A 26,194-nucleotide genomic window follows, 5' to 3' on the forward strand; every position below is an offset into this window, starting at 1 on the left:
TCGCAGCCGCCGCCCAGAACATGAAAAAGATCGCTATCAGCCTCTGGCCGAAGCCCAAACCAGCCCTCGCATGAGGCGCTATCTGCCTCGGCAGCCTCCTGACATCTAATCCCGACACCGATTTGCCAAGCTCAATCAACCCCCAAAACAAAACCCCGCCGAAAATCGACGGGGTTCGTCAACAGTCTGACCCCGCCTGAGGCGGGGTTTTTGCATTTGGGGGCTACGTTCAAAGCATTGCCAAAATGAAGCAAGCCATCGCCACGATCGCGGTGACCGTGCGGACATGGTTCCACATCACCCATTGGCTCAGATGGTTCGCCCACACGGCGGCGCCGTTGGCGTTTTCCGGATCGACGGCAGCGAGCGCATCGTTGAGCGGCACGTTGAAGACCATGGTCACGATCGGGTTGCCGACGAGATAGATCACGGCGCCGGCAAGCAGCCAGTACGAGCCGGACTGGCTCCAGCCCAAGAACACGGCGGCAATCAACACCAGGCAGATGAAGCCGGTGCCGAACAGTGCCGTCATGAAGGTCGGCGTGATCACCGTGACGTTGATCGAATTCATCGCGGCGATGCCGCTTGGGACTGGCAGCCGGGCAAGCGCCGCCATGACGAAATTCGAGAATGCGAAGAAGACGCCGCCAACAACGCCGGATCCGATCGCGGCAATGAAGGTGAGGGTGGGAAGAAATTTCATCATGTCGGTTGCTCCAGATTTGTCGAGGGTTGCGATAAAACATGAGTAATTCTCACATTTGCAAAATGTGATAAACCCTCATATCTTGCGCGTCAAGCCAGTTTCGAAAAACCGTCCGGAGTGAGTCATGGATGACAAAGTCGCCGCGAAGACCGACCAGGGTGCCATCGCTTCGCCGCGCCGGTCGCCGAGCCAGCAGCGCAGTCGCGAGCGGGTCGAGCGCATGCTTGCCGCCGCCTCGGCGCTGATCGCCGAGCAGGGCAGCGACGCCATGCGCATGGGTGAGGTGGCGGAAAGGGCGGGAGTGTCGATCGGCTCGCTCTACCAGTTCTTTCCGGACAAGCGGGCGATCGTCTGGGCGCTTGCCGAGCGCTACACCGCCGAAAGCCAGGCCTGCATCGCGGCGGCGCTGAAGGATGTCGGCGACGCCGAAGGGCTCAGCCAAGCGTTTTCGAAACTGGTCGACATTTACTACCGCCTGTTCCTGGCCGAGCCGGTGATGCGCGACATCTGGTCGGGCACGCAGGCCGACAAGGCGCTGCGCGAGCTCGAGCTCGCCGACAGCCGCGCCAATGCCGAATTTTTGGTGGCGGTGCTGAAGCGGCTCAGGCCCAATGCCGATCCGGTCGAGCTGGAGACGACCGCCTTCCTCGTCTGGCAAATGGGCGAAACCGCCATGCGGCTGGCGATCTCCGTCGATCGGGAAGAAGGCGACAGGCTGGTTGCGGCCTACAAGCGCATGGCGCTGAGGGAACTGTTGGCTGAATAGGATCTTCCCACTCTCCCCCTCGTGGGGAGAGTCGCTGTGAAACAGCGGGGAGGGGGCGGGCGCCAGACCCCCACCCGGACCTTCGGTCCTACCTCTCCACAAGGGGAAGGTAGGGCAGGCGAATGCAACAAAAAACCCGCCGCGAAGGCGGGTTTTTGATCTGCGACAAAGCGGAGATGAGCTTAGAGGCCGAAACCTTCGAAGCGCTTCTTGAACTTGGACAGGCGGCCGCCGCGGTCGAGCAGGGTCTGCTGGCCGCCGGTCCAAGCCGGATGCGTGGTCGGGTCGATGTCGAGGTTCATCGTGTCACCTTCCTTGCCCCAGGTCGAACGGGTCAGGTATTCGGTGCCATCGGTCATGACGACCTTTATGGTGTGGTAGTCGGGATGGATATCGGCCTTCATTGTCGTGTTTCCTGGCTGCCGGCGCTGGTGACGGGCCTATGGCCTGCGTCGATGCGCCCCCTTTCAAAACTCGAAGCCGCAGCTAATGAAAAGCCACGGCTTCTAAAACGGTCGGCGAGCCTATACATCAGCCGGAATTGAATCACAAGGCCGCGGCAAGCGCATATATTGAAGCGATGGCCGGCAAGTGGCCAGAGGAAACGCTCATGGCGGATATCGGTGTCAGTGGAGACGAGCGCAGGCGCTCGATCCGGCCGCTCAGAAGCCTTTTTCCCTATGTCGCCCGCTACAGGAAACTGGCGATCGGCGCCATCATCTCGCTGATCGTAGCGGCAGCGACGACGCTGGCGCTGCCGATGGCCGTGCGGCGCATGATCGATCACGGCTTCCAGGCGGCCGGCTCCACCTTCATCGCCGAGTATTTCGCGGCGCTGGTTCTTATGGCGGCGCTGCTCGCGGCAGCCTCGGCCAGTCGCTACTATTTCGTCATCACGCTCGGCGAGCGCGTCGTCGCCGACATCCGCCGCGACGTCTTTTCCCATGTGACCACGCTTTCGCCGGCCTTTTTCGATCGCGCCCAGTCGGGCGAGATCGTGTCGCGGCTTGCCGCCGACACGACACAAGTAAAGTCGGCGGTCGGCGCCACGGCTTCCGTGGCGCTGCGCAACCTCATCCTTGGCCTCGGCGCCGTGGCGATGATGGTGTTCACCAGCCCAAAACTCTCCGGCCTCGTCATCGCCGCCATTCCGCTGATCGTGCTGCCGCTGGTCGCCTTCGGCCGTTCGGTGCGGCGCAAGTCGCGGCTGGCGCAGGATACGCTGGCCGAAGCCACCGCCTATGCCAGCGAGCAGATCGGCGCCGTGCGCACGCTGCAGGCCTTCACCAACGAGAAGCTGGTCACCGGACGCTTCTCGGCCGCCGTGGAGGCTGCCTTCGAGGCGGCGCGCACCTCGGTCTTCGCGCGCTCCTTCCTAACCTTCTTCGCCATCTTCATGATCTTTTCCTCGGTGGTGGCGGTGCTCTGGTTCGGCTCGCGCGACGTGCTTGCCGGCACGATGTCGGCCGGCACGCTCGGCCAGTTCCTGCTCTATTCGGTGTTCGCCGCCGGCGCGCTCGGCGCGCTGTCGGAAGTGTGGAGCGAGTTGTCGCAGGCGGCGGGCGCCGCCGAGCGGCTGACGGAGATCCTCGCCGAGAAACCTGCGATCCTGCCGCCCGTCGATCCGCAGCCGCTGCCTGCCAAGGCCAAGGGCGCGATCAGCTTCGACGACGTCTTCTTCTCCTATCCGGCGCGGCCGGACCGGGCAGCGGTGCATGGCCTGAGCTTCCAGGTGAAGCCGGGCGAAACGGTTGCGATCGTCGGACCGTCGGGCGCGGGAAAAAGCACCGTCTTCTCGCTGATCCTGCGCTTCTACGATCCCGAAAGCGGCCGCATCGTCATCGACGGCGTCGACGTGCGCGAGGCCGATCCGGCAGCAATCCGCGAGCGGATCGCCATCGTGCCGCAGGACGTCACCATCTTCGCGGCAAGTGCGGGCGACAATATCGGCTTCGGCCGGCCGGGCGCCAGCGTCGCCGAGATCGAGGCGGCTGCAAAAGCCGCCCTTGCCGACGAATTCATCGGCAAGCTCGAAAGGGGCTATGACAGCCAGGTCGGCGAGCGCGGCGTGACCTTGTCGGGCGGCCAGCGCCAGCGCATCGCGATCGCCCGCGCCATCCTGCGCGACGCGCCGATCCTCCTGCTCGACGAGGCGACCTCGGCGCTCGACGCCGAAAGCGAGACGCTGGTGCAGACGGCGCTCGAGCGGCTGATGCGCGGCCGCACCACCATCGTCATCGCCCACCGGCTGGCGACGGTGCTCAAGGCCGATCGGATCCTCGTCATGGAAGGCGGACGCATCGTCGAGGAAGGCACGCACCAAAGCCTCGTCGCCAAGGGCGGCACCTATGCGCGGCTCGCCAAGCTGCAGTTCGAGACCGGAGCCAGCGCTTTCAGGGGCGCGGCGGAGTAGCCACGCCCAAAGTCGCCGCTTGCAAGCCGGTGCGCGTCAGTCGCCGTAGCGCCTGCGCAGATGCTCGCTGAAGTAGGCGGCGTTGAGCCTCTCGCCGGTGGCGCGCTCGAGCAGTTCCGGCGTCGACCAGCGCGAGCCCTGCGACCAGATCCTGTCCCGCCGCCACTCGTTGATCGCGCTGAAGTCGCCTTTGGCGAGATCCTGGTCCGCGGACGGGCGCTCCCTGGTCAGAGCCGCCCATTGCTGCGCCGCCATCATGGCGCCAAGCGTGTAGGATGGGAAATAGCCGAAGGCTGCACCAGGCCAGTGGACGTCCTGCATCGGTCCGTCGGCCGGGTTATCGATGGTCGACAGTCCGAGATAGTCGCGCATCTTGGCGTCCCATGCCTCGGGCAGGTCGGCGGCTTCCAGCCGGCCGGAAACAAGCTCCTGCTCGAGCTCGTAGCGCAGGATGACATGCAGCGGATAGGTGACCTCGTCGGCGTCGACGCGTATCAGGCCGCGTTCGACATGGTGGACATGCGGCAGGATGTCGTCGAGCGACCAGGCTTCGCCGAGATGCTTTTCGACCACCGGCAAGGCCCAGCGCCAGAAGGCGGGATTGCGGCCGATCTGCTTCTCGACGAACAGGCTCTGGCTCTCGTGCACGGCCATGCCGCGCGCCTTGCCGAGCGGCCAGTGCGACCAGGTCTTCGGCAGGTTCTGCTCATAGAGGGCGTGGCCGGTCTCGTGCAGCACACCCATCAGCGCCGACAGGAAATCCGAGGTCTTGTAGCGGGTGGTGATGCGCACATCGGTCGGCACGCCGCCACAGAAGGGATGGTGCGACACCGACAGCGAGCCGTGGGTGAGGTCGAAGCCGACCGCCGCCATCATAGCAAGGCCGAGCTCGCGCTGCCGCTCGACGGCGTAGCTGCCGGAGAGCGGTTTTAGCGGATGCTTCGCCAGCCGCGCGTCCTGCACGGCCAGCGCATGCGGCAGGAAGTCCCGCAGGAAGGCCTTCAGCTCGGCAAACACCGGCGTGATGTCGGCGGCGCGATTGCCGGGGTCGTACTGCTCCATCAGCGCATCATAGGGGGCGAGGCCGAGCGCGTCGGCGCGTAGCGCCGCCTCTTCCCGCACCAGCGCCACCACCCCTTCCAGCGCCGGCAGGAAGCCTGCCCAGTCGTTCTTGGCGCGCAGGTCGCGCCAGAGCTGCTCGGAGCGCATGCGCGCCGTCGTCTGGCGCTCGACGAATTCGACCGGCAGGCAGGTGAGATTGGTGTATTGCCGGCGCAGCTCCCGCACCGCCGCGTGCTGCTCGTCGTTCAGCGGCTCGGCTTCGGCGGCGGCGATCCAGTCGCCGATCTCCGGCGCGGTCGCCTGGGCATGCAGCATGCCGGCAAGCGCCGACATGGCCTCGGCGCGCTTCTCACCGCCGCCGACCGCCATGTGGGTCGCCTCGTCGGCGCCGAGGATGGCCAGCGCATGCTCCAGCGCTTCGAGCTTGTGGCCGAGTTGATCGAGTTTTTGGAAGGACATGATGGATTCCGGCTCAGATTGGCTGGCGCGAAAAGATACCAACGCGTCGAGCTTGGCAACCCTGGTCGGCCGGCGGCTGAGCCGCCGGTCTTGTCTTGGGACGGCGCTGCGTGATCAATGCCGGGAATAAACGACTGGAGGGGACAATGGCCGGCAATATACTGACCGGGCTGGTAGCGCTGATCCACTGCTATATCGTCTATCTGGAGATGGTGCTGTGGGATACGCCGCGCGGCCACAAGACTTTCAAGCTGACGCCTGAATTCGCCAGCGCGTCCAAGGTGCTTGCCGCCAACCAGGGCCTCTATAACGGTTTTCTCGCGGCCGGCCTGATCTGGGGCCTCTATCTCGGCGTCGCCGGGTTTCCGATCAAGATCTTCTTCCTGCTTTGCGTCGCCATAGCCGGCCTTTACGGCGCGGCGACCGTCGGCCGGAAGATCCTGCTCATCCAGACGGTGCCGGCGGTGCTTGCCATCATGGCGCTTTGGCTAGGCCTCTGATCAACAAAGGACGTGAGCCAAAAAAGCGCCCTCGGGGCCAGGTCCCTCGGGCGCCAGATGGTCCCTTCCTCGAATGCTTGCCCCGTGTTCTGGCGCAATTCCGGACGTAAAACCGCTTTGCAATTTTTCCGGAATTGCTCAGCCGTTCAGATGGTGGCCGCCGTCGGCGCCCCGGGCGCCGAAAGACGCCCGGGGCCTTGAGCCGGAACTCACCGCAAATGGATGGAATTCACCCGTTCGGATAGTAGCCGCCGTCCGCGCCGTCGCCAATAAGCGGGCTGCTGCCGGTGGCGTTGCGCAGGCTCTGGCTCACGTCATCGAGTTGCGCCGCCAGTTGCTGGTACTGCGTGGCCGGTATCGCGCCATGTCCCGCGGCAGCCTCTCTTTGGGCGACGCGGCTGATGTGAGCGGCACGCATGTGAAGGCTGCGCGCCTCTGCCGGCTTGATCTTGTCCATCTGCCTCGCCGCCGTGATGCCTTGATCCACGCTCTGCGCCTGGTCGATGAGGCCCGCCGTGCGGGGGGTGTAGAAGCCGGCCGATGCGGCATAAGCGCCGGCAAACGGAACAGCGACGAGAAGTGCGGCGAGCGCCGCGGTCCTGGGTATCTTGAAAGAGCGCATGGCTGCGTCTCCCTCTAGCTTGGGGAAGGCAGCGCCGGAACGACCTGCCTTCCGGCCCGGGCCGTCCGGTTCCGTCGCGTCGCGATGTGGGAGGCACCGCCGGCGGTCCCCGGCCCCATAGCATACCTAGGAGCGGCACCTGGCAAAGTGGAATTAAAAAACGGTAATCTTTTGCGGGCTTGTCATGCCTGCACCTTACCCTAAAAAGTCGCATTCAGGCGCAACGTCCGGCGCGGACGGATTGCGAGCGAGCGCTTCAGCGTTCGGTGAGCTTCAGCTCGATACGGCGGTTCTTGCTGCGTGCCTCGTCCGTATCGGAGGGATCGAGCGGCTGGAATTCGCCGAAGCCGGCGGCGACCAGCCGGTTGGCCGGAACGCCGTTCTCGATCAGGAACTTCACCACCGAGGTCGCGCGCGCCGTCGAGAGCTCCCAGTTATCGTGATAGCGGCCGGTGCCGGACAGCGGCTTGTTGTCGGTATGGCCGTCGACGCGCAGCACCCAGCTGATCTCGGGCGGGATTTCCTTCTGCAGTTCGATGATTGCGTCTGCGAGCTTCTTCATCTCGACCTTGCCGGCATCGTTGATCACGTCGGAGCCGGTGGGAAACAGCACCTCCGACTGGAAGACGAAGCGGTCGCCGACGATGCGGATGTTCTCGCGGTCGGCGAGGATCTCGCGCAGCCGGCCGAAGAAATCGGAGCGGTAGCGATTGAGCTCTTGGACGCGCTGCGCAAGCGCCACGTTCAGGCGGCGGCCGAGATCGGCGATCTTGGTGTTGGACTCGCGGTCGCGCTGCTCGGAGACGTTGAGCGCGTCCTCGAGCGCTGCGATCTGCTTGCGCAGCGCTGCGATCTGCTGGTTGAGGATCTCGACCTGGCTCAGCGCCTGCTGGCTGATCTGGCGCTGGTTGCTGAGCTCGCCGGACAATGCTTCCGCGCGCTTGTTGGCGGCGTCACCGGCGCCGGCGCCTTGGTCCAGCAATTGCTGAAGCCGGCTCTTTTCCGCTTCCGCCGCCGACAGCGAGGCCTGCAGGTTGGCGAGCGTGTCTTCCTTGTCCTGGCTGTTCGAGCGCTCCAGCGCGAGCAACTGCGTCAGCTCGTTAATCTGCGAGTTGAGGCGGTTGAGCACCGTGTCCTTGCCGGAAATCTCGCGACTGAGCAGGAACTGCGCCAGCACGAACACCGTGAGCAGGAACATGATCGCCAGCAGCAGCGTCGACAGAGCGTCGACGAAACCCGGCCAATAGTCGATGCGGCGATCGGCGCGCCGTCTTGCCAGCGCCACGTCAGTGGACCCCTTGCTTCTTCAGCGCGTCGGCGATCTTTTCCAGCGTGTTGCGCATGGCCTTCTGCTCGTCGGACTGCGCCTCGACCCAGTCGCGCATGATCTGCTGCTCGGAGCGCATGTTCTTGACCAGGCCGGAAATGCCGTCGGCGAGGTTGGCCATCGCGGTGGCGACGCGCGGGTTGGAACCGCCGCCATTCTCCTGCAGGCTGCGCAGCCTTTCCGACAGCAGCCTGATTTCTTCCGACGGCTCGGCGCGGGCCTGATCGGAGACGACGATGTCGGACGACAGGTCGGTGACCGACGAGAGCCAGTTCTCGAGCTCGGTGTAGAAGCGGGTCTGGGCGCGGCCGGCCTGCAGGTCGAGGAAGCCGAGCACCAGCGAGCCGGAGAGGCCGAACAGCGAGGACGAGAAGGCCGTGCCCATGCCCGCAAGCGGCGCCGACAAGCCCTGCTTCAGCGCATCGAGCACGGCAGCGGCGTCGCCGCTGCCGGGGTCGAGCGCCTCGATGGTTTCGCGGATCGAGGCAATTGTGTTGAGCAGGCCCCAGAAGGTGCCGAGCAGGCCGAGGAACACCAACAGGCCGACGAGATAGCGCGATGTGTCGCGGCTTTCGTCGAGGCGGGTGGCGATGGAATCGAGCATGGTGCGCATCGAGCTCGTCGAGAAGGCGATCGTCGACGAGCGGCCGATCATCGCTTTCATCGGCGCCAAAAGCACCGGCTCGGTGGTCTCGGAGCCAGCGCGGAAGGAATTGACCCAGCGCACTTCACGGAACAGCCGACCGACCTGGACGAAGGCAAGCAGAATGCCGACGGCAAGCACGCCGATGATCAGGCCGTTGAGGCCGGGATTGCTGGAGAAGGCGGTCGAGATCTGGCGGGTGAGGATGGCGGCGATGAAGGCGACGATGATCAGGAAGATCACCATGGTGAGCAGGAAGACCTGCGGGCTCGATAGCTTGTGCGGATCGTAGACCAGGACATCCGAGCGCCTGCCGAAGGATCTGAGAAAAGCCATCCGTGCCCCGTTTCCGATGCCACCGCCGCAAATTTGTCGCGACTCTAAACGGAATTGTGACCAAATTGAATGGCGCTTGGCAATATCGCCGCCGCCGCCTCGTTTTGGCGCAATTCCGGACGGAAGGCCACGGCGAAGGCGCCGGACCTAACCGCTTCACACTTTTCCTGGAATTGCTCTTGTTCTCAGAACCGGCTGATGACCAGGCAGTCGACCATGGCGGCCAGGTGCAGCCCGGCGCCGGTGACGACGAAGCCGTGCCAGACGGCATTGTGGAAGCGCAGGCCTTTCCAGGCGAAGAAGATGACGCCCAGGGAATAGACGATGCCGCCGGCAACCAGCAACACGATGGAGGCCGTCGGCAGCGTCGCGACCAGCGGCCTGGCGAGCACGACGCCGCTCCAGCCGATGGCGAGATAGAAGACGATCGCCAGCCGGTCGTAGCGGCCCGGCAGGAACATCTTGATGGCGATGCCCATCGCCGCCGCGGCCCAGACAACGACAATCATCGGCAGGGCGAGCGACGTGGCTTTGAGCTGGGCGAGGAAAGGCGTGTAGGTGGCGGCGATCAAGAGATAGATCGCGGCGTGATCGAAGCGGCGCAATATCCATTTCGCCGGCCACGATATCGGCCACAGATTGTAGGCCAGCGACACCGAAAGCACGGTAAGCAGGGACACCACATAGAAGATCGCGGCGACATATTCCCCAGGACCGGAGTGAAAGGCGGCTAAAGCCAGGAAGGCCGAGCCGGCAGCGATCGCCAGCACGATGCCGACGGCATGGACGATGCCGTCGGCGATCATCTCGGCGCGCGAGTAGTGCCAGCGGCCCACGAAGGGGATTTCGATCTGGGTTTGTGGCCGCGCGTCGTTCATGAATGATCCCGGAGCCCCTCATCTGGGCGATCGCGGATCAGTATTTCAAGGTTCGGTGGCGGTTTTGCGACTACTGCGCCGCGCGTCGTTTCGACGCGCAAAGGACGCTGTACACCTGATTTCGAACGTAGGCGCTTCGCCCCGCAGCGCCTTTCGCCACCCATCAACGCGCTGGGAGCGGCTTCTTCACCGTCTTGAGCAGAGTGCGCTGGATGAGCTCGTTGCCGGCGACGATTCCGCCGGTGTCGAGCATGTCCTGTCCGCCGTCCATGTCGGAGACGAACCCGCCTGCCTCGCGCACCAGCAGCATGCCGGCGGCGATGTCCCAGGACGAGAGGCCGGTCTCCCAGAAGCCGTCCATGCGGCCGGCCGCGACATAGGCGAGGTCGAGCGCGGCTGAGCCGAGCCGGCGGACGCCGGAGACTTCGGCCATGACGTTGCGCAGCTCAATCAGGAAATTGCCGTGCTGGCCGCGCCCGAGATGCGGCACGCCGCAGCCGATCACGGCATCGGTGAGCTTGGCACGCCCGGCGACGCGCAGCCGGCGGTCGTTCATGAAGGCGCCGCCGCCGCGCTCGGCGGTATAGAGCTCGTCCATCGCCGGGTTGTAGACGACGCCGGCGACGATCTGGCCCTGGCGCTCCAGCGCGATCGACACCGAGAAAAGCGGGATGCCGTGCAGGAAATTGGTGGTGCCGTCGAGCGGGTCGACGATCCAGCGATGCTGGCCGTCCTCGCCCTCGATGGCGCCGCGCTCCTCCATCAGGAAGGCATAGCCCGGCCTCGCCTTGGACAGCTCGGCAAAGACGATCTCTTCCGCCTTGCGGTCGGCCTGGCTGACATAATCGCCGGGTCCCTTCATCGAGACCTGCAGGTTCTGCACCTCGCCGAAATCGCGCGACAGGGACCGGCCGGCCTTCATCGCGGCCTGGACCATGACATTGAGGAGAGCGGAACGCGCCATTCTTTATCTTCCTGTATTGACCGTTTTACTCCGCGCGGCGCACGTAAGTGATTTCGTTGGTGTCGACGATGATGCGCTCGCCGGCCGAGATGAAAGGCGGCACCAGCACGCGGACGCCGTTTTCCAGCACCGCCGGCTTGTAGGAGGAGGCAGCCGTCTGGCCCTTCACCACCGGGTCGGCTTCGGTGATGGTCAGCGTCACCTGGTCGGGTAGCGAGATGCCGATCGGCCGTTCCTCATAGAGCTGCACCGTCACCATCATTCCGTCCTGCAGGAAGGCGGCACGCTCGCCGACGAAATCCTTCGCCAGTTCGAGCTGCTCGTAGCTCTCGGTATCCATGAACACCAGCGCGTCGCCCTGCTCGTAGAGGAAGGAGAAATCCTTCAGATCGAGCCGGATCTGCTCGACGGTCTCGGCCGAGCGGAAGCGCTCGTTGAGCTTGGTGCCGTTGATCAGGTTCTTCAGCTCGACCTGGTTGTAGGCGCCGCCCTTGCCCGGCTTGACGGTGTTGGTCTTGACCGCGACCCACAGGCCGCCATCATGCTCGATGACATAGCCGGGACGGATTTCGCTGCCACTGATCTTGGCCATGATGAACTGATCCGGAATGAGATTTTTTCGCGCGGAGCGCGCTTTGGCGCCTCCAAGACCACAAATCGTCCGGAGAGGCAAGGGAGAGCGGAAAGCGGGGTACGGAGCCGGCTGCGGCGATAAAGGCCTCAGGGGAGCCGATTTGCCTTCTGCAGCGCCTGCTTGGTCTGATCGTCGTCGAGGCCTTGCAGGAAATCGTCCATCTCAGGGTCGATCAGCCCGGCGCGGCGGGCGACGATATACCAGGCGCCGGCCAGGATCAGGTCCGGGTCGGTACCGATGCCGCCCATGTAGAGCTTGGCGAGGCGGTTCTGGGCGGCGACGTTGCCGCCCTCGGCCGCGCGCTTCATCCAGGCAAAGCCCGACTTCAGGTCGCGCTCGCCGCCGCGCCCCTGGATCATCCAGGCGGCGAGATCGAGTTGCGCGGTGTCGTAGTTCTGCCGGGCGGCCTGAGCCAAAAGGATGCGTGCCTTCGCGTCGTCGCGCGGTTTGCCGCCGGCACCGTTGGCGTAGATTTGCGCCATCGCATATTCGGCGTCGGCAAGGCCGGTGCTTGCGGCGCGCTCATAATAGACGGCGGCCTTGGCGATGCCGGCATCGCCCGGGTCCTGCTGGATGAGCAATTGCGCGAAGTTGAACTGCGCCAGGCGGTTGCCTGCCTCGGCGGCAGCCTGCATCAGCGCATAGGCTTCCTTGACGTCCTTCTTCACATAGCGGCCGTCGAGAAGCATCAGCGCATACTGGAACTGCGCCTCCGGCACGCCCTGCTCGGCGGCAAGCCCATACCATTTCGCGGCCTCGGCGGCGTTGAGCGGCACGCCCAGCCCGCGCGACAGGATTTCGGCGACCAGCGTCTGGGCCGCGGGGTCGCCGTTCTTGGCCCGGACCATGGCGAGGTTGTAGGCGGTCTTGTACAGCCCGCGCTGGAAGGCGCCGTAGGCGGCATCCGGCGGCTTTGCGCCGAAGCGATCGGGATTGACGCTGTCGGCCGACGGCGGTTGAAGCGTCGCCGGCTGCGGCAGTGGCGTTTCGATCGGCTTGCCGGTATGGGCCGTATTCGGTGCGCTTGTGTTGGGCACGCCTATGTTAGGGGCGTCTGCATTGGGAACGCCTGCACTGGGAGCGCTTGTATTCGGCGTGCCCGTGTCCGGTTTGCTTGTCTGCGGCGTGCTCGTGTCCGGTCTGGGCTGCGGCACCGGCACGGTCTCGGCGCCTGCCGCCGCGGCCGCCTGGACCGTCAGCGCGGCGGCAGCCAAAGCCGCGAAGGGAAGCCGAGACCAGCGCACGTCAATCCTCGAAGCGCGGCGCGGTTTCGTCGAGCAGCGCGTTGGCGGCGGCGACCGCCGCGCGCGGATCGAGCCCGTCGGCAAAGACGGCGCTGGAGAGCGCCACGAACTCGGCCCCGGTGGCCGCTACCGTTTCCACCGAGGCGAGCTTGGACCCTGCCATCACGATGCAGGGGATCTGGATCATCTGCGCCCACCATTCGCCGAGCGAAAGATTGCGCGGATGCGGCTCCGGCTTGTTGTCGTAACCGAAGCGGCCGAAAAACATGTAGTCGGGCCGCTCCTCGCCGAGCTCCAGCGCCTCGTCGCGGGTCTTGGCGCCGCCGGCGCCAACCATCATCTTGTCCGCCAAGCGCTCGATCGTCTCGGCGAGCTCCCGGCGGTTTGTCTCGACATGGATGCCATCTGCGTGAACGCGGCCGGCGATGCGGCTGTCGCCGGCGATGACAACCGCAATGCCGGCGGCTTGGGCGACCGGCACGATCTTCTCGGCGAGGGCCTGGAAGGTGGCATCGTCCATGCCGTTGTCGGGCAGGATCAGCGAGGCGATATCGCCGCCGTCGAAGGCCGCGCAGATGTGCTCGGCCGTCGCGAGCGGCGGCGCGATGAGCACGATACGGCAGCGGTTGGGCGGCGTTAAATCGTTCATTGGTCTTCGATCCCGGTTTTCGCCTATGCCGGGCGAAGATGGTTGCATTGCGGCATAAAGCAATGCGTCCGGCTTGAACAGGAGGCGGGCGAATATAGCCGCCGAAATGCATCGGCGCGGCGGCGGCTTGCGCCAGTCTTCGGGGACTCACGTAGGCTGCCACGATTTCAGATGTAGCCGAGTTTCTCGGCCGCGAAATCACCCTGCGACGGCTCTTCGCCGATGTGTGCGTCGTCGACGCAAGCAGCAGGAGCAAGCGACAATGGTGCTGGCTAATCCGGATATCAGCATCACGCGATTCTCCGCGCCGCCTGTTCAGGCGCGGCGATGACAGGCTTTGCGGCGGATTAGAGGTCCAGCTTGTAGCCGATGTGGCTCGCCTTGAAGCCGAGCCGTTCGTAGAAGCGATGAGCGTCGAGCCGGCTCTTGTTGGTCGTCAGCTGGACGACCCTGCAGCCGCGTTCGCGACATTTCTGGATCGCCCATTCCAGCAGGCGCTGCCCGAGCCTTTCGCCGCGTCGGTTCGCCGAGACGCGCACCGCCTCGATCTGGCCGCGCCAGGCGCCCTGCGACGACAGCCCTGCGAGAAAGCTGATCTGCAGCGTGCCGACGACATCGGCGCCGTCCGTCATCACCGCGAGCAGCTGGTTCGGGTCGCTGTCGACCGCCGCGAAGGCATCCTGATAGGCTTGCGCCAAGGGCATGCCGGTGTCCTCCCGAGCGCGGCCAAGCATGTCATCGGCAAGCAAGGCGACGATCGCCGGGAGGTCGGCTTGCTGTGCGCGGCGGATCCGGACTTCGCTCATCGTCAAACCTCGTGCTGGACCGGCGACCTTATGCATGGCTTCGAGCTTCCCGCAAACTGGAAGGACCGGGTTACGGACAGGTGATCGTGCTGATCGGCTGCCGCGGGGCGCATCGGCTATCGCGATCTCCCGCATTGTGGTCTATTGCGGTCTCTCGCCATCTTCCAGCCGCCCTCGTCTCCGGTCATCCCATGTCAGGCCTGCTCAGCGATCCCTGGTTCTATGCCGCCGCCATTCCGGCGGTCATCCTCGTCGGCCTGTCGAAGGGCGGCTTCGGCGGCGCCGTGGGTTTCGTCGGCGTGCCTTTGATGGCGCTGACCATGCCGCCGGTGCAGGCCGCGGCCATCCTATTGCCGATCCTTTGCCTGATGGACGTCGTCTCGGTATGGACATGGTGGGGCGTTTACGACCGCAAGATGCTGGTCGACATGATGCCGGGCGCCGTCATCGGCATCGGCGTCGGCTGGCTGACGGCGGCCCTGGTCACCGAGGAGATGGTGCGGCTGATCGTCGGCGCGGTCGCGCTGATCTTCGTCCTGCGCTGGCTCTATCTGCAGTTCCGCCACGGCGCCGATCACGCGGCCGAGCCGAACCGGATCGCCGCGGCCTTCTGGGGCACCGTCGCCGGCTTCACCAGCTTCGTCGCTCATGTCGGCGGCCCGCCCTTCCAGGTCTATGCGCTGCCGATTCGGCTCGATCCGAAGGTGCTGTCGGGGACGGCGGCGATCTTCTTCGCCGCCACCAACGCACTGAAGCTCATCCCTTATTTCGCGCTCGGCCAGTTCGACAGCACCAACCTCATCGCCTCTTTTGTGCTGATGCCGCTGGCGCCGCTCGCCACCATCGCCGGTGCATGGCTGGTGCGCCGCATGCGCCCTGAGGTGTTTTATCCGTTCACCTATGCGACGGTGGCCGTGGTGGCGGTCAAGCTGCTCTGGGACGGTATCGCCGGCCTGATGTGAGATGGACGGGGCGGCTGATCAGCCGCTCCGCCATAGCTATGTCAGGCCGCGCTCGGCACCAATTGGCGGCTGCCGCCAAGGGCGAGCGCTGCGCCGGCCGCTACCACCACCGCCATGCCGGCGAGGATGCCGATGTCGTGCAGCGTAGGCTTCAGCACCATGTCGGCGATGATCACCAGCATCACCGCATAATCGAAACGCGCCCAGTTCATCATGCGCTGGCCGATGGCGAGAACCGCCGGCGTCACGCCTTCCTTGGCGACCATGGCGCCCATCCGCTCGCCGGTCGGCTTGAAGATCAGCATGCCGATCGAAAAGGTCGTGGCGTAGCCGGCAAGGCCGATGATGATCCACAGATCGGAAAAGCCGACCCAGAAGCCGCACATGACGAGGCCGAAGATCAAAGTGAGCATCGACATCGGCGCGAAGAAGCGGCCGCCGAGTTCACCGCTGGCCCGCATCGCCTGCAGCTTGTCCTCGGTGTTGCCGGCACGCTCGGCAAGCATGCCGAGCAGGAACAGAACGAAGCCGCCGCCGACCCACAAAATGGCCGAGACGACGTGGAGGAATTTGACGATCGAGTACCAGTCCATGATGTGCTCCTGGATGTCTTTCTTGATTTGCGACGGCATCGGTTTTGCGCCGGCCGTCCAGAGGAGCGCGGGTTTTGCGCGGGGAGTGTTTCGGAACGATGTCGCGAAAAACGGACATCTGTATCATCTGGAACTTGGAGCGGTTGGCCGCGACATCATCCGGAAACATCGCCAGGGCATCGACGCCGGGACCGGCGCGGAATCGTCTGACGATCGATTCGGTTCAGCACCGCAACAGCCATTGGAGAGGATCAATGCAAGGGGTAGCCCGAAACTTCTTTACGCTCGCCATCATCTATTCGCTTTGCGGAATGGCGCTTGGCATCCACATGGCGATCAGCCAGGACCATGGCCAGATGCCGACCCATGCTCACACGATGGTGGCCGGCTGGCTCATGTCGGCAGTGTTCGCGTTCTTCTATCACCTGTTCCCGGCCGTCGCGCATAAGAGGCTCGCGGCGATCCATTTCTGGCTGACCGCGATCAGCGGCATCGGCCTGCTCGTCGGCCTTTACACCCTGCTTGCCGGCAATCCGGCGATCGAACCGTTGCTCGGCATATCCTCGCTCGCGTTCTACGCCGGCATGCTGCTGTTCGCCTTCATAGCGTTGCCCGCGATCTGGAGAAGCTGAGGAGCCTGGCCCCGGGACGTCCCGTTCCGGCACAGGAGCGTCCGTTCGGTCAAAAAATCCGTCCGGCGTTAAGGCTTCATTAAGCTTTACAGGCGTTTACTGAGACCATCCAGTTTTTCTGGATTCTTACCGAGTGGTTGGAGCCACTTTGTTTGACGCCTCCCTGTTAAACTCCTGAGAGCCGCCTTATCCGCGGCTCTTTTTTTGTCCGCCGGTGGCCGGCGGGGCGTGGTCCGGCGTTAACCGTTTGTTAAACATGCGCTTGCCTTCACGGGCATCGAAGCGCATTTTCAAGCCTCAGTCGTTTAAGGGTGCAGGACGTATCGGCAAGGATGCCGAATCGGCTTGCGGCAGTGCAGGGGCGTATCGATGACCGAGCCTTCGAAGGGCAGCGCGAAAACCATAAAGCTCGCGGAACGCCGGGTTTTCTCCCAATCTTTCAAGCCGCTTTACCAGGAGGGCATGGGCCTGGTCGAACAGGCGGCCGAATATCTCGACGGCAAGGGCAGGCTCGAAGCCAAGAAGCTGTCGCGCACGGCGGCAACGCTCTACGCGGCCGAATCGATGCGTCTCACCACAAGGCTGATGCAGGTCGCATCCTGGCTGCTTCTGCAGCGGGCGGCGAATTCGGGCGAGATGACCCGCGACCAGGTCGCCTCGGAGAAATCCAAGGTGCGGCTCGACACCGCTTCGGCGCATGACGAGGCGCTGGGCTGGAACGAGCTGCCCAAGGAATTCTTGGACCTGGTGAGCCGATCGCTTCGTCTGCAGGCGCTGGTAAAGCGCATGGACGAGGAGATCTACGGCGGCGCCATGAACGACACGCCGGCCGCGGGCCGCCGCGCCAACCCCGTCTCCGATCAGATCAGTCTGCTCAACACGGCCTTCGCCCGCGGCTGACAGGCCGCTTTGATAGTTCGACCTGTCCCTGCACAGGCTGTTTCTGGTTTGTTCACAATTCGCTGGCATCGCCCTACGCCGAGGTTAGACTTGGCGCATGGGGGAAGCGATTCGCATCATCGGCATCGATCCGGGACTGAGGCGCACCGGCTGGGGCATCGTCGAAAGCCTCGGCAATTGCTTGCGCTTCGTCGCATCCGGCACCGTGCGCTCCGACGACAAGGCGCCGCTCGCGACAAGGCTCTGCCAGTTGCATGACGGGCTGGCCGAGGTGCTGCATCAGGCCATGCCGCACGAGGCCGCGGTCGAGCAGACTTTCGTCAACAAGGATGCGACGGCGACGCTGAAGCTCGGCCAGGCGCGCGGCATCGCCATGCTGGTGCCGGCGCGCGCCGGGCTGGTGGTCGCCGAATATGCTCCCAATGCGGTGAAGAAGGCGGTGATCGGCGTCGGCCACGGCGAAAAGAAGCAGATCCACATGATGGTCAAGGTGCTGATGCCCAAGGCTGTGTTCGAAACCGACGACGCCGCCGATGCTTTGGCCATCGCCATATGCCATGCTCACCACCGCCAGAGCGTCGCCTATCGGATGGCGATTGCCGGATAGCGTGTTCTTGACTTGTTCTCGTCGGCGTAGTAAGTAATACCTGAGAGGTATTACCATGCGCGTGACCACCAAGGGACAAGTCACAATTCCGAAGCAGATCAGGGATCACCTGGGTATTGGCCCTGGCTCCGAAGTGGAATTCGTCGCCACGGACGACGGGGCCTGGCTCGTCGCCGTCAATGAAAACCTGTCCGAGGAGGAAGCCTCCCGCAAATTCAGGGAGGTTCTCGATAGAATGGAAGGGACCCTGGATCTGGGCGGTATGACGACCGACGAATACATGGAATGGTTGAGGGGTCCGCGTGAAAATCTCGACGTTGGTTGACACCAATGTGCTGATCGATGTCTGGGGGCCAGGCGGACCCTCGACGGAATGGTCGGCCAAGGCCATCGCCTCCTGTCGGCGCGTGGGAGCATTGGTGGTCAACACGATCGTCTGGTCCGAGCTTGCCCCGCTGATCACGACGGAGGCGCAGCTTAAAAGAGCGACCGACATGCTTGAGATCGACCGCGAGCCTGTATCGTGGGAAGCGGCTTTTGCGGCCGGTGTCGCGCATTTCCGTTACCGCCGAGCAGGCGGTGTTCGGGAACGGACGCTGCCCGACTTTTTCATTGGCGCTCATGCGGCTGTTGCCGGGCACCGTCTTTTGACACGCGACCCCGCTCGTTACCGCAGCTATTTTCCTGATCTCGAAATCATCTCTCCGGAAACGCACCCATGAAAGCCAGGACATGATCGGCAAGCTGAAAGGCACGCTCGATGAGATCGACGAGGACTCCTGCCTCGTCGACGTTCATGGCGTTGGCTATGTCGCCCATTGCTCGGCGCGCACGCTGGCATCGCTACCGTCGCCCGGCGAGGCGGTGGTGCTGTTCATCGAGACCTATGTGCGCGAGGACATGATCCGGCTCTATGGCTTCCAGACCGCGCTGGAGCGCGAATGGTTCCGCCTCCTGATGAACAATGTGCAGGGCGTCGGCGCCAAGGTGGCGCTTGCGGTGCTGTCGACGCTGGCGCCGGCCGACCTCGCCAACGCGATCGCGCTGCGCGACATCGCCATGGTCTCCCGTGCGCCCGGAGTCGGCAAGAAGGTCGCCGAGCGCATCGTCACCGAATTGCGCACCAAGGCCCCGGCCTATGCCGGCGCCGCGACCGGCACGATCGGCCTCAAGCAGGAGCTCGGCGAAGGTGTCGCGGCGGCGCCGATCACGGATGCCGTCTCGGCGCTGGTCAATCTCGGCTATTCGCGCGACATCGCCGCCAATGCGGTTTCGGCGGCGCTGAAGTCTGCCGGCGAGGGGGCGGACGCCTCGAAGCTCATCCGCTTCGGATTGAAGGAGCTGGCGCGGTGAGGGAGTGCTTGTCCCGCCTGCGGCCATATGCAAGGAAGGCGGCATGAGCCTCTCGCCCCGCCTCATTGCCCCGGACAAGCGCGGCGAGGATGCCGACCAGACCCTGCGGCCGCAGTCGCTGGACGAATTCGTCGGCCAGGCGGCGGTGCGCGCCAACCTCAAAGTCTTCGTCGATGCCGCCAAGAGCCGGGGCGAGGCGCTCGACCATGTACTATTCGTCGGCCCGCCCGGCCTCGGCAAGACGACGCTGGCGCAGATCATGGCGCGCGAGCTCGGCGTCAATTTCCGCTCGACCTCGGGTCCGGTCATTGCCAAGGCCGGGGATCTCGCGGCGCTGCTCACCAATCTCGAGGAGCGCGACGTGCTCTTCATCGACGAGATCCATCGGCTCAACCCGGCAGTGGAGGAAATCCTCTATCCGGCGATGGAGGATTTCCAGCTCGACCTGATCATCGGCGAAGGGCCTGCCGCGCGCTCGGTCAAGATCGACCTCGCCCGCTTCACGCTGGTCGCCGCCACAACCCGGCTCGGGCTTTTGACCAACCCGCTGCGCGATCGTTTCGGCATCCCGGTCAGGCTCAATTTCTACACGGTCGAGGAACTCGAGCAGATCGTGCGTCGCGGTGCCCGCATTCTCTCGATGCCGCTCGGCGACGATGGCGCGCTGGAGATCGCGCGCCGCGCCCGCGGCACGCCGCGCATTGCCGGACGGCTCCTGCGCCGGGTGCGCGATTTCGCCTCCGTCGCCGGAAACGGCCATGTCGACAAACGCATCGCCGACGAGGCACTGACCAGGCTCGAAGTCGACGGGCTCGGGCTCGACGCGCTCGATCGCCGGTATCTTTCGATGATCGCCCGCAACTTCGGCGGCGGGCCGGTCGGGATCGAGACGATCGCCGCCGGGCTCTCCGAGCCGCGCGACGCCATCGAGGACATCATCGAGCCCTATCTCATCCAGCAGGGCTTCATCCAGCGAACGCCGCGCGGCCGCGTGCTGACCGCCAATGCCTGGCGGCATCTCGGCCTCGAAGCACCCAAGGACCTCGCGCAGCAGCAGATCAGCCTGTTCCAGGAAGAGTAACGGAGATTTGTTTGGCCGGGCGTTTGTGCGGGCTTGTCTGCGCGAAAACTGCTCGCTTCGGCCAAGCTGAAGGCGCAATCGCCGGCTCTAACGCCACTCCTGTTCAACGGAACGGGCACCGCCAGTCGATGATCACCAGACGTGGCTTCCTGCGGCTTGTCGGCGGCTCGTTCCTGTCGATGGTGTCGCTCAGCGCCTATGCGGTCGGCATCGAGCCGATCCTGCTTACCCATGTGAAGTGCTATGCCCTGACACCGGCACATTGGCCGGCGGGGCTCAAGCTTCGCGTGGTGGCTTTGGCCGACATCCATGCCTGCCGGCCCTGGATGACGCCGGAGCGGATCGCCGCGCTCGCGGCGGAGGCCAATGCGCTGCAGCCCGATCTCATCGTGCTGCTCGGCGACTATACGGCCGGAACCCGCCTGGTGACTGGCTGGGTTCGAGTTGCGGAATGGGCTGAGGCTTTGTCCGGGCTCGAGGCGCCGCTCGGCGTGTTCTCAATCCTCGGCAATCATGACTGGTGGACGGATATCCGGGCGCAACGTCCGGAAGCCGGTCCAACTCAGTCGCGCCAGGCGCTCGAACATGTCGGCATTCCCGTGCTGGAGAACGATGTCGTGCGGCTGGAGAAAGACGGGCAGGGCTTTTGGATCGCAGGGCTCGCCGATCAGCTTGCGCTGCTGCCGAACAAAGCCAAGGCCCGCTACGGCTTCCAAGGCTTCGACGATCTCGATGGCACCTTGGCCAAGGTGGGAAACAGCGAGCCGATCATACTGCTTGCGCACGAACCCGACATTTTCACCAAGGTGCCATGGCGGGTTTCGCTGACGCTGTCGGGCCACACCCATGGCGGGCAGGTGCGGCTGTTCGGCTATTCGCCTGTCGTGCCCTCCGCCTATGGCAACCGCTTCGCCTACGGCCACGTCGTGGAAAACGATCGCAACCTGATCGTGTCGGGCGGGCTCGGCTTCAGCATCATGCCGGTGCGTTTCGGCGTGCGGCCGGAGATCCTGCAGATCGATTTGGGTTAGTGCCAGATTTTCGCAATTCCGGGCGGAAAACCGCCGCGCACTTTTCCTGGAATTGCTCAGCGAAGCGATCTGACCGCGTCCATCACATTAGGCTCGGCCTTGTCGCCGTCGAAGGCGTCGACGATGCCGAAGGCGCCGCCATAGCCCCATACCGACCAGGAAAAGCCATGCGCCTCGGCGCGCGCAATCAGCGTCTTGAGGTCATCCGCTTTCAGGAACTTGCGCCATTCCGGATAGGACAGGATGGCGCTCGGGTCGTTCCATTTCTCCTCGCCGGTCCAGGTCGTCCACTGGTCGAGGTTGAGGCCGCGCTTCATGGAGAACGTCGCCGCCTCGGCGGGCATCGCCAGGGTGGCAAGCGCCAGCAGCACCGCCATCAAGGTCTTGATCATCGCGCCCAACAGTGCCATCCGGTTTCCCGCGCCATGCGCGCCGCCCTGAGCCGCCAAGCAGTCCGGGATGGGCGCGCGAACGAACAGGTGCCCGTTCGGGCCTGAAAGGGAAAGCGCGATGGACGATCATGGTGAATCGGCGGCACTCAGCGCCGGCCTTTCAGGGGCGCTGACGGAATCCGGCCATCGCCTGATGGCCCGGGTCTACTATGCCGACACCGACTTCTCCGGCGTCGTCTACCATGCGCGCTACCTCGAGTTCCTCGAACGGGGCCGTTCGGATTATCTCAGGCTCGCCGGTGTCCATCACACCGAGCTTTTGGACGGCAAGCATGGCGAACGCATCGTCTGGGTGGTGCGGCGCATGGAGATCGACTTCCGCTCGCCGGCCCGCATGGACGACATCCTCACCATCGAGACGCGCACCGAGGACATTTCCGGAGCCCGCATCTTCATGGCGCAGCAACTGAAGCGCGGCGGCCAGGTGCTGGTCGAGGCAAAGGTCGAAGCGGCGATCATCGGCGAGAACGGCCGACCGCGCAGATTTCCGAAGGAATGGATTGCCGCCTTTATGCCGAAAGCGAGCGATTGACCTCACCTCGCGCCGGCCTCGCCTTGGGGCATAGCCGGCCGCGTCCAGGCATGGCGCCGGCCGGTCAGGCGCGGCAATGCGCCGCGCTTCATATCCTAACCCATCCTTAACCATAACGGTTCATGAAGGAATTGGTGAAGTTTGGCGCAATTCGTGCGCCTTCCTTTCACCAATATTTGCCCTGAAAAGGCCGCGAAACGGTGCATTCGGGGCTTGTCCCGCAAGCTTCAAGCTTCGCGCGATCGGACCAAAGGGATGCCCATGGGCCAGCCGCCAGCGATGCCCGGAAAATTCTTAAGGACGTAGCCATGGAAAACATCGCACTCGCCGACCCGGGCGCGCATTTGTCGATATGGGCCCTGTTCATGCAGGCCAGTTGGGTGGTCAAGCTGGTCATGATCGGCTTGCTCTGCGCCTCGATCTGGACCTGGGCAATCATCATCGACAAGCTCGTCGCCTACAGCCGCATGCGGCTGGCGCTCAACCGCTTCGAACAGGTGTTCTGGTCGGGACAGTCGCTCGAAGAGCTCTATCGCACGCTCGCCGATCGCAAGACCACCGGCATGGGCGCGATCTTCGTCGCCGCCATGCGCGAATGGAAGAAGAGCTTCGAGAAGGGCGCGAAATCGCCGCTGGCGCTGCAGACCCGCATCGACAAGGCGATGGACCTGGCGCTGACCCGCGAAATGGAAAGGCTGGAGGGCCGGCTCGGCTTCCTCGCCACGACGGGCTCGGCCGCGCCCTTCATCGGCCTGTTCGGCACCGTCATCGGCATCATGACCTCGTTCCAGGCGATCGCAGCTTCGAAGAACACCAGCTTGTCGGTCGTGGCGCCTGGTATCGCTGAGGCGCTGCTGGCGACGGCCATTGGCCTGCTCGCGGCCATTCCCGCCGTCATCGCCTACAACAAGCTGTCATCGGATGCGAACAAGCTCGCGGTGCGCATGGAAGGGTTCTCGGACGAGTTCTCTGCCATACTCTCGCGCCAAATCGATGAAAAAGTCGCGCAGAAGGCCTGAGGAACGATCATGGGGATGTCTACTGCTAGCGCAGGTGGCATAGGGCGAGGCGGACGCGGCCACAGGCGGCGTGGACGCCATCATGGCCTGATGTCGGAAATCAACGTCACGCCGATGGTCGACGTGATGCTGGTGCTTTTGATCATCTTCATGGTCGCGGCGCCGCTGTTGACCGTCGGCGTTCCGATCGACCTGCCCGACACGCAGGCCAAGGCGCTGAATGTCGACACGCAGCCGATCACCGTGTCGATCAACGCGACCGGCCAGATCTACCTGCAGGAAACCGAGATCCCGATCGAGGAACTGGTGGCGAAGCTGCAGGCGATCTCGAAGACCGGCTACGACGAGCGCATCTTCATCCGCGGCGACAAGTCGACCGACTACGGCACCGCAATGAAGGTCATGGCCCGCATTTCGGCGGCCGGCTACAAGAACATCGGCCTGGTTTCGCTGCAGGAACAGGACCAATAGACACGAAGATGAGGACCGGCCTCACCACATCGGTCATCTTGCATGCCGTGGCGCTAGCCTTCGGGCTGTTCACGCTGTCCTCGCCGCCCGCCATGCCGGCCGCCGACGTGGAGTCGGTGGCGGTCGACATCGTGCCGATGGAAGCTGTCGCTCAGACGCTGCAGGGCGACAAGAAAGCGGTCATGCATGAGAAGCCGGCGCCGCTGCCGACCAAGCGCCCCGACATCGTCCCCGATGCCCAGAAGGTCGGCGAAAACACCGTCGACACCGAAAAACCGGTGACCGACGAGGCCAAGCCGAAGCCGGTCGAGAAAACGTCCGCACCGCCGCCGGCGCCGACGCCGACCGAGAAGCCGGCCGCCGAGGACGTGCCGAAGCCGCAGGAGAAGCCGAAGCCGGTGCCGGCGACCGAAGTGGCGCCGACCCCGGCCCCCAAGCAAGAGGTCAAGCCCGAGCCGGTCAAGCAGCCGGATCCCAAGCCGACGCCGGCCAAGGAACCCACGCCTTCGCCGCCGAAGGAAACGACCGCCGCCATCCAGAAGGAAGAGGTGAAGCCCGACGCCGTCGCCGAAGCGATCGCCAAGGAACAGCCGGCCGACGAGGCCAAGCTTCCGGACTCTGCCCCGGCACCGGAAGCGCGACCGAAGCCGCAGCCAGCTCCCGCCGAGAGCGCCAAGGCGCCGGAACGCAAGGATGCGGAAAAGCCGGTCAAGGAGGCCTCCTCCAAGCCGAAGTCTGATGAGAAGCAATTCAACGCTGACGAGATTTCCGCGCTGCTCGACAAGCAGAAGCCGTCCGGCGGCGGCGCCAAGCGCTCGACACAGCAGTCATCGCTCGGCGGCGAAAAGGACCAGGGCCAGAAGCTCTCCAAGTCGGAGCAGGGGGCCTTGGAATCTCAGCTCGGCGGCTGTTGGACATTGCCCGTGGGCTTGGAGGGCTCGGAGAACTTTGTCGTCGTGGTTAGGTTCAATCTCGACACCAACGGCAAGCTCGACGGCCGTCCATCGGTCGAAAAGTCGAGCGGTAACCGGCAGTTCGACGAAAGCGCCGTTCGCGCGGTTCAAAAATGCGACGTGGCCGGCCTGCAGGTTCCCGCCGGCAAGCAGGACATCTGGAACGACATCCGGGTCACGTTCGATCCACGGGAGATGCTCGGCCTCTAGGCCTTGCGTCTGAACCATCAAAGAAGAGAAGCGAGAAGACATGAGATCTTTCCTCAAGCCGCTCCTGACGATTGCAGCCATGGCGCTGGGCATGACGGCCGCCGCCACCTTGCCGGCCTGGGCCCTCGTCGAGCTCAACGTCAACAAGGGCAATGTCGAGCCGCTGCCGATCGCCATCACGGATTTCCAGTCCAACGATGCGCTCGGAGCCCAGATCACGGAAATCGTCACCGCCGACCTGAAGCGCTCCGGCCTGTTCGCGCCGATCGACAAGAGCGCCTTCATCGAGAAAATCTCGGGTCCGGACGCCACGCCGCGCTTCGACGACTGGAAGGTGATCAATGCGCAGGCGCTGGTCACCGGCAGCGTCGGCAAGGAGGCCGACGGCCGCATCCGCGCCCAATACCGGCTTTGGGACACTTTTGCCGGCCAGCAGATGGCCGGCGAACAGTTCTTCGCCAATGACGCCAACACCAGGCGGGTCGCCCATATCATCGCCGACGCGATCTATGAACGGTTGACCGGCGAAAAGGGCTATTTCGATACCCGCGTGGTCTTCGTCGACGAATCCGGCGCCAAGAACGCGCGCAAGAAGCGTCTCGCCATCATGGACCAGGACGGCGCCAACGTGCGCTATTTGTCGGACGGTCGCTCCATCGTGCTGACGCCGCGCTTCTCGCCGAACCGGCAGGAAATCACCTACATGTCCTACGAGAGTGGGCAGCCGAAGGTCTATCTGCTGCAGATCGAGACCGGGCAGCGCGAGCTGGTCGGTAACTTCCCCGGCATGACGTTCGCGCCGCGCTTCTCGCCGGACGGCCAAAAGGTGATCATGAGCCTGCTGCGCGACGACGGCAACTCCAATATCTTCGCCATGGATCTGAGAAGCCGCACGACGACGCGGCTCACCAATTCGGTCGCCATCGACACTTCGCCGTCCTATTCGCCGGACGGCTCGCAGATCGTCTTCACCTCCGACCGCGGCGGCGGCAGCGGCCGGTCGCAGATCTACGTCATGGGCGCGGACGGCTCCAACCCGCACCGCATCTCGTTCGGCGACGGGGTCTATTCCACGCCGGTATGGTCGCCGCGCGGCGATCTCATCGCTTTCACCAAGCAGAGCGGCGGCGAGTTCCAGATCGGCGTCATGAAGACCGACGGTTCGGGCGAGCGCATCCTTTCCTCCGGCTTCCAGCAGGAAGGGCCGACCTGGGCGCCGAACGGCCGCGTGCTGATGTTCTTCCGCGACTCGGCCGGCGGGCCGAAGCTGGTTACGGTCGATCTCACCGGCCGCAACGAACAGCAGATTCCGACGTCGAACTTCGCCTCGGATCCGGCGTGGTCGCCGCTTCTCGAGTAGGGGAACTGAGGAATTGAGGAACTGAAGAA

General features: G+C 64.4%; 31 protein-coding genes. 17 read left to right on the plus strand and 14 right to left on the minus strand.

The window, feature by feature from the left end; translation table 11 throughout:
• Positions 1-229: 229 nt before the first annotated feature.
• The gene (locus tag P9236_RS19945; protein WP_278076204.1) at positions 230-706 is read right to left on the minus strand and encodes a DUF1772 domain-containing protein; all 477 of its coding nucleotides are present in this window, start codon (positions 704-706) and stop codon (positions 230-232) included.
• Between the two features lie 124 nt (positions 707-830).
• Here P9236_RS19945 and P9236_RS19950 point away from each other — a divergent pair, with 124 nt between their 5' ends.
• Complete coding sequence (locus P9236_RS19950; protein ID WP_278076205.1) at positions 831-1,472, plus strand: TetR/AcrR family transcriptional regulator; 642 nt, start codon at positions 831-833, stop codon at positions 1,470-1,472.
• 182 nt (positions 1,473-1,654) lie between these two features.
• On the opposite strand, the gene rpmE is transcribed toward P9236_RS19950, so the two are convergent.
• Entirely contained in the window at positions 1,655-1,876 is a 222-nt protein-coding gene (gene rpmE / locus P9236_RS19955; RefSeq protein WP_040974396.1) for a 50S ribosomal protein L31, read from the minus strand.
• Between the two features lie 206 nt (positions 1,877-2,082).
• Here rpmE and P9236_RS19960 point away from each other — a divergent pair, with 206 nt between their 5' ends.
• Positions 2,083-3,885: an ABC transporter transmembrane domain-containing protein gene (locus P9236_RS19960; protein WP_278076206.1), complete on the plus strand. Its 1,803-nt coding sequence runs from the start codon at positions 2,083-2,085 to the stop codon at positions 3,883-3,885.
• 36 nt (positions 3,886-3,921) lie between these two features.
• On the opposite strand, the gene P9236_RS19965 is transcribed toward P9236_RS19960, so the two are convergent.
• Positions 3,922-5,406: a carboxypeptidase M32 gene (locus P9236_RS19965; protein ID WP_278076208.1), complete on the minus strand. Its 1,485-nt coding sequence runs from the start codon at positions 5,404-5,406 to the stop codon at positions 3,922-3,924.
• Between the two features lie 146 nt (positions 5,407-5,552).
• On the opposite strand from P9236_RS19965, the gene P9236_RS19970 reads away from it, so the two are divergent.
• Positions 5,553-5,906, plus strand: a complete 354-nt coding sequence (locus P9236_RS19970; protein WP_278076209.1) for a DUF1304 domain-containing protein — start codon at positions 5,553-5,555, stop codon at positions 5,904-5,906.
• A 229-nt stretch (positions 5,907-6,135) separates the two neighbouring features.
• Here P9236_RS19970 and P9236_RS19975 read toward each other — a convergent pair whose 3' ends face one another.
• From P9236_RS19975 to P9236_RS20015, 9 genes are all read right to left on the minus strand, one after another.
• On the minus strand, positions 6,136-6,528 hold the full coding sequence (locus tag P9236_RS19975) for a hypothetical protein (RefSeq protein WP_278076210.1): 393 nt from the start codon (positions 6,526-6,528) through the stop codon (positions 6,136-6,138).
• Between the two features lie 256 nt (positions 6,529-6,784).
• A complete protein-coding gene (locus tag P9236_RS19980) occupies positions 6,785-7,813 on the minus strand; it encodes a peptidoglycan -binding protein (protein ID WP_278076211.1) in 1,029 nt (342 codons plus the stop codon).
• 1 nt (position 7,814) lies between these two features.
• Positions 7,815-8,834 (minus strand): MotA/TolQ/ExbB proton channel family protein, encoded by a 1,020-nt coding sequence (locus P9236_RS19985; RefSeq protein WP_278076212.1) that lies wholly within the window; start codon positions 8,832-8,834, stop codon positions 7,815-7,817.
• Positions 8,835-9,019: 185 nt separating this feature from the next.
• Complete coding sequence (locus P9236_RS19990) at positions 9,020-9,712, minus strand: hemolysin III family protein (protein WP_278076213.1); 693 nt, start codon at positions 9,710-9,712, stop codon at positions 9,020-9,022.
• A 163-nt stretch (positions 9,713-9,875) separates the two neighbouring features.
• Positions 9,876-10,676, minus strand: coding sequence for an inositol monophosphatase family protein (locus tag P9236_RS19995; RefSeq protein ID WP_278076214.1), 801 nt, complete (start codon positions 10,674-10,676; stop codon positions 9,876-9,878).
• A 25-nt stretch (positions 10,677-10,701) separates the two neighbouring features.
• Positions 10,702-11,268 carry an elongation factor P gene (gene efp, locus P9236_RS20000; protein WP_278076216.1) on the minus strand — a complete coding sequence of 189 codons (567 nt, stop codon included), beginning with the start codon at positions 11,266-11,268 and terminating at the stop codon, positions 10,702-10,704.
• Between the two features lie 128 nt (positions 11,269-11,396).
• Positions 11,397-12,554 (minus strand): sel1 repeat family protein, encoded by a 1,158-nt coding sequence (locus tag P9236_RS20005; RefSeq protein ID WP_278076217.1) that lies wholly within the window; start codon positions 12,552-12,554, stop codon positions 11,397-11,399.
• 1 nt (position 12,555) lies between these two features.
• Positions 12,556-13,203, minus strand: coding sequence for a thiamine phosphate synthase (locus P9236_RS20010; protein ID WP_278076218.1), 648 nt, complete (start codon positions 13,201-13,203; stop codon positions 12,556-12,558).
• A 347-nt stretch (positions 13,204-13,550) separates the two neighbouring features.
• The gene (locus P9236_RS20015; protein ID WP_278076219.1) at positions 13,551-14,009 is read right to left on the minus strand and encodes a GNAT family N-acetyltransferase; all 459 of its coding nucleotides are present in this window, start codon (positions 14,007-14,009) and stop codon (positions 13,551-13,553) included.
• A gap of 191 nt (positions 14,010-14,200) precedes the next feature.
• On the opposite strand from P9236_RS20015, the gene P9236_RS20020 reads away from it, so the two are divergent.
• Complete coding sequence (locus P9236_RS20020; protein ID WP_278076220.1) at positions 14,201-14,971, plus strand: sulfite exporter TauE/SafE family protein; 771 nt, start codon at positions 14,201-14,203, stop codon at positions 14,969-14,971.
• A 41-nt stretch (positions 14,972-15,012) separates the two neighbouring features.
• Here P9236_RS20020 and P9236_RS20025 read toward each other — a convergent pair whose 3' ends face one another.
• Entirely contained in the window at positions 15,013-15,564 is a 552-nt protein-coding gene (locus P9236_RS20025; protein WP_347405197.1) for a DUF2269 family protein, read from the minus strand.
• 254 nt (positions 15,565-15,818) lie between these two features.
• On the opposite strand from P9236_RS20025, the gene P9236_RS20030 reads away from it, so the two are divergent.
• The 8 genes from P9236_RS20030 (at position 15,819) to P9236_RS20065 (ending at position 21,168) form a co-directional block, all read left to right on the plus strand.
• The gene (locus tag P9236_RS20030; RefSeq protein WP_278076222.1) at positions 15,819-16,196 is read left to right on the plus strand and encodes a hypothetical protein; all 378 of its coding nucleotides are present in this window, start codon (positions 15,819-15,821) and stop codon (positions 16,194-16,196) included.
• Positions 16,197-16,565: 369 nt separating this feature from the next.
• A complete protein-coding gene (locus P9236_RS20035; protein WP_278076223.1) occupies positions 16,566-17,096 on the plus strand; it encodes a DUF1465 family protein in 531 nt (176 codons plus the stop codon).
• A gap of 97 nt (positions 17,097-17,193) precedes the next feature.
• Positions 17,194-17,703: a crossover junction endodeoxyribonuclease RuvC gene (gene ruvC, locus P9236_RS20040; RefSeq protein WP_278076224.1), complete on the plus strand. Its 510-nt coding sequence runs from the start codon at positions 17,194-17,196 to the stop codon at positions 17,701-17,703.
• A 55-nt stretch (positions 17,704-17,758) separates the two neighbouring features.
• On the plus strand, positions 17,759-18,028 hold the full coding sequence (locus P9236_RS20045) for an AbrB/MazE/SpoVT family DNA-binding domain-containing protein (protein WP_278076225.1): 270 nt from the start codon (positions 17,759-17,761) through the stop codon (positions 18,026-18,028).
• Positions 18,006-18,425 (plus strand): type II toxin-antitoxin system VapC family toxin, encoded by a 420-nt coding sequence (locus tag P9236_RS20050; protein WP_278076226.1) that lies wholly within the window; start codon positions 18,006-18,008, stop codon positions 18,423-18,425. Before P9236_RS20045 ends, P9236_RS20050 begins: the two co-directional genes overlap by 23 nt.
• A gap of 10 nt (positions 18,426-18,435) precedes the next feature.
• Entirely contained in the window at positions 18,436-19,056 is a 621-nt protein-coding gene (gene ruvA, locus P9236_RS20055; RefSeq protein WP_278076228.1) for a Holliday junction branch migration protein RuvA, read from the plus strand.
• A gap of 43 nt (positions 19,057-19,099) precedes the next feature.
• Positions 19,100-20,137: a Holliday junction branch migration DNA helicase RuvB gene (gene ruvB / locus P9236_RS20060; protein ID WP_278076229.1), complete on the plus strand. Its 1,038-nt coding sequence runs from the start codon at positions 19,100-19,102 to the stop codon at positions 20,135-20,137.
• A gap of 128 nt (positions 20,138-20,265) precedes the next feature.
• Complete coding sequence (locus tag P9236_RS20065; protein WP_278076230.1) at positions 20,266-21,168, plus strand: metallophosphoesterase; 903 nt, start codon at positions 20,266-20,268, stop codon at positions 21,166-21,168.
• 56 nt (positions 21,169-21,224) lie between these two features.
• On the opposite strand, the gene P9236_RS20070 is transcribed toward P9236_RS20065, so the two are convergent.
• The gene (locus tag P9236_RS20070; protein ID WP_278076231.1) at positions 21,225-21,578 is read right to left on the minus strand and encodes a hypothetical protein; all 354 of its coding nucleotides are present in this window, start codon (positions 21,576-21,578) and stop codon (positions 21,225-21,227) included.
• 100 nt (positions 21,579-21,678) lie between these two features.
• Between P9236_RS20070 and ybgC the strand changes: the two genes are divergently transcribed.
• The 5 genes from ybgC (at position 21,679) to tolB (ending at position 26,165) form a co-directional block, all read left to right on the plus strand.
• Positions 21,679-22,152 carry a tol-pal system-associated acyl-CoA thioesterase gene (ybgC, locus tag P9236_RS20075; protein WP_278076232.1) on the plus strand — a complete coding sequence of 158 codons (474 nt, stop codon included), beginning with the start codon at positions 21,679-21,681 and terminating at the stop codon, positions 22,150-22,152.
• A gap of 308 nt (positions 22,153-22,460) precedes the next feature.
• Positions 22,461-23,171 carry a protein TolQ gene (tolQ, locus tag P9236_RS20080; RefSeq protein WP_278076233.1) on the plus strand — a complete coding sequence of 237 codons (711 nt, stop codon included), beginning with the start codon at positions 22,461-22,463 and terminating at the stop codon, positions 23,169-23,171.
• 9 nt (positions 23,172-23,180) lie between these two features.
• Positions 23,181-23,642 (plus strand): protein TolR, encoded by a 462-nt coding sequence (gene tolR, locus P9236_RS20085; RefSeq protein ID WP_278076234.1) that lies wholly within the window; start codon positions 23,181-23,183, stop codon positions 23,640-23,642.
• 8 nt (positions 23,643-23,650) lie between these two features.
• Positions 23,651-24,805, plus strand: a complete 1,155-nt coding sequence (locus P9236_RS20090; protein ID WP_278076235.1) for a cell envelope integrity protein TolA — start codon at positions 23,651-23,653, stop codon at positions 24,803-24,805.
• A 79-nt stretch (positions 24,806-24,884) separates the two neighbouring features.
• A complete protein-coding gene (gene tolB, locus P9236_RS20095; RefSeq protein ID WP_278076395.1) occupies positions 24,885-26,165 on the plus strand; it encodes a Tol-Pal system beta propeller repeat protein TolB in 1,281 nt (426 codons plus the stop codon).
• Positions 26,166-26,194 lie beyond the last annotated feature (29 nt).

Origin of the sequence: Mesorhizobium sp. WSM4884 (assembly GCF_029625675.1) — a bacterium.
Lineage (GTDB): Bacteria > Pseudomonadota > Alphaproteobacteria > Rhizobiales > Rhizobiaceae > Mesorhizobium.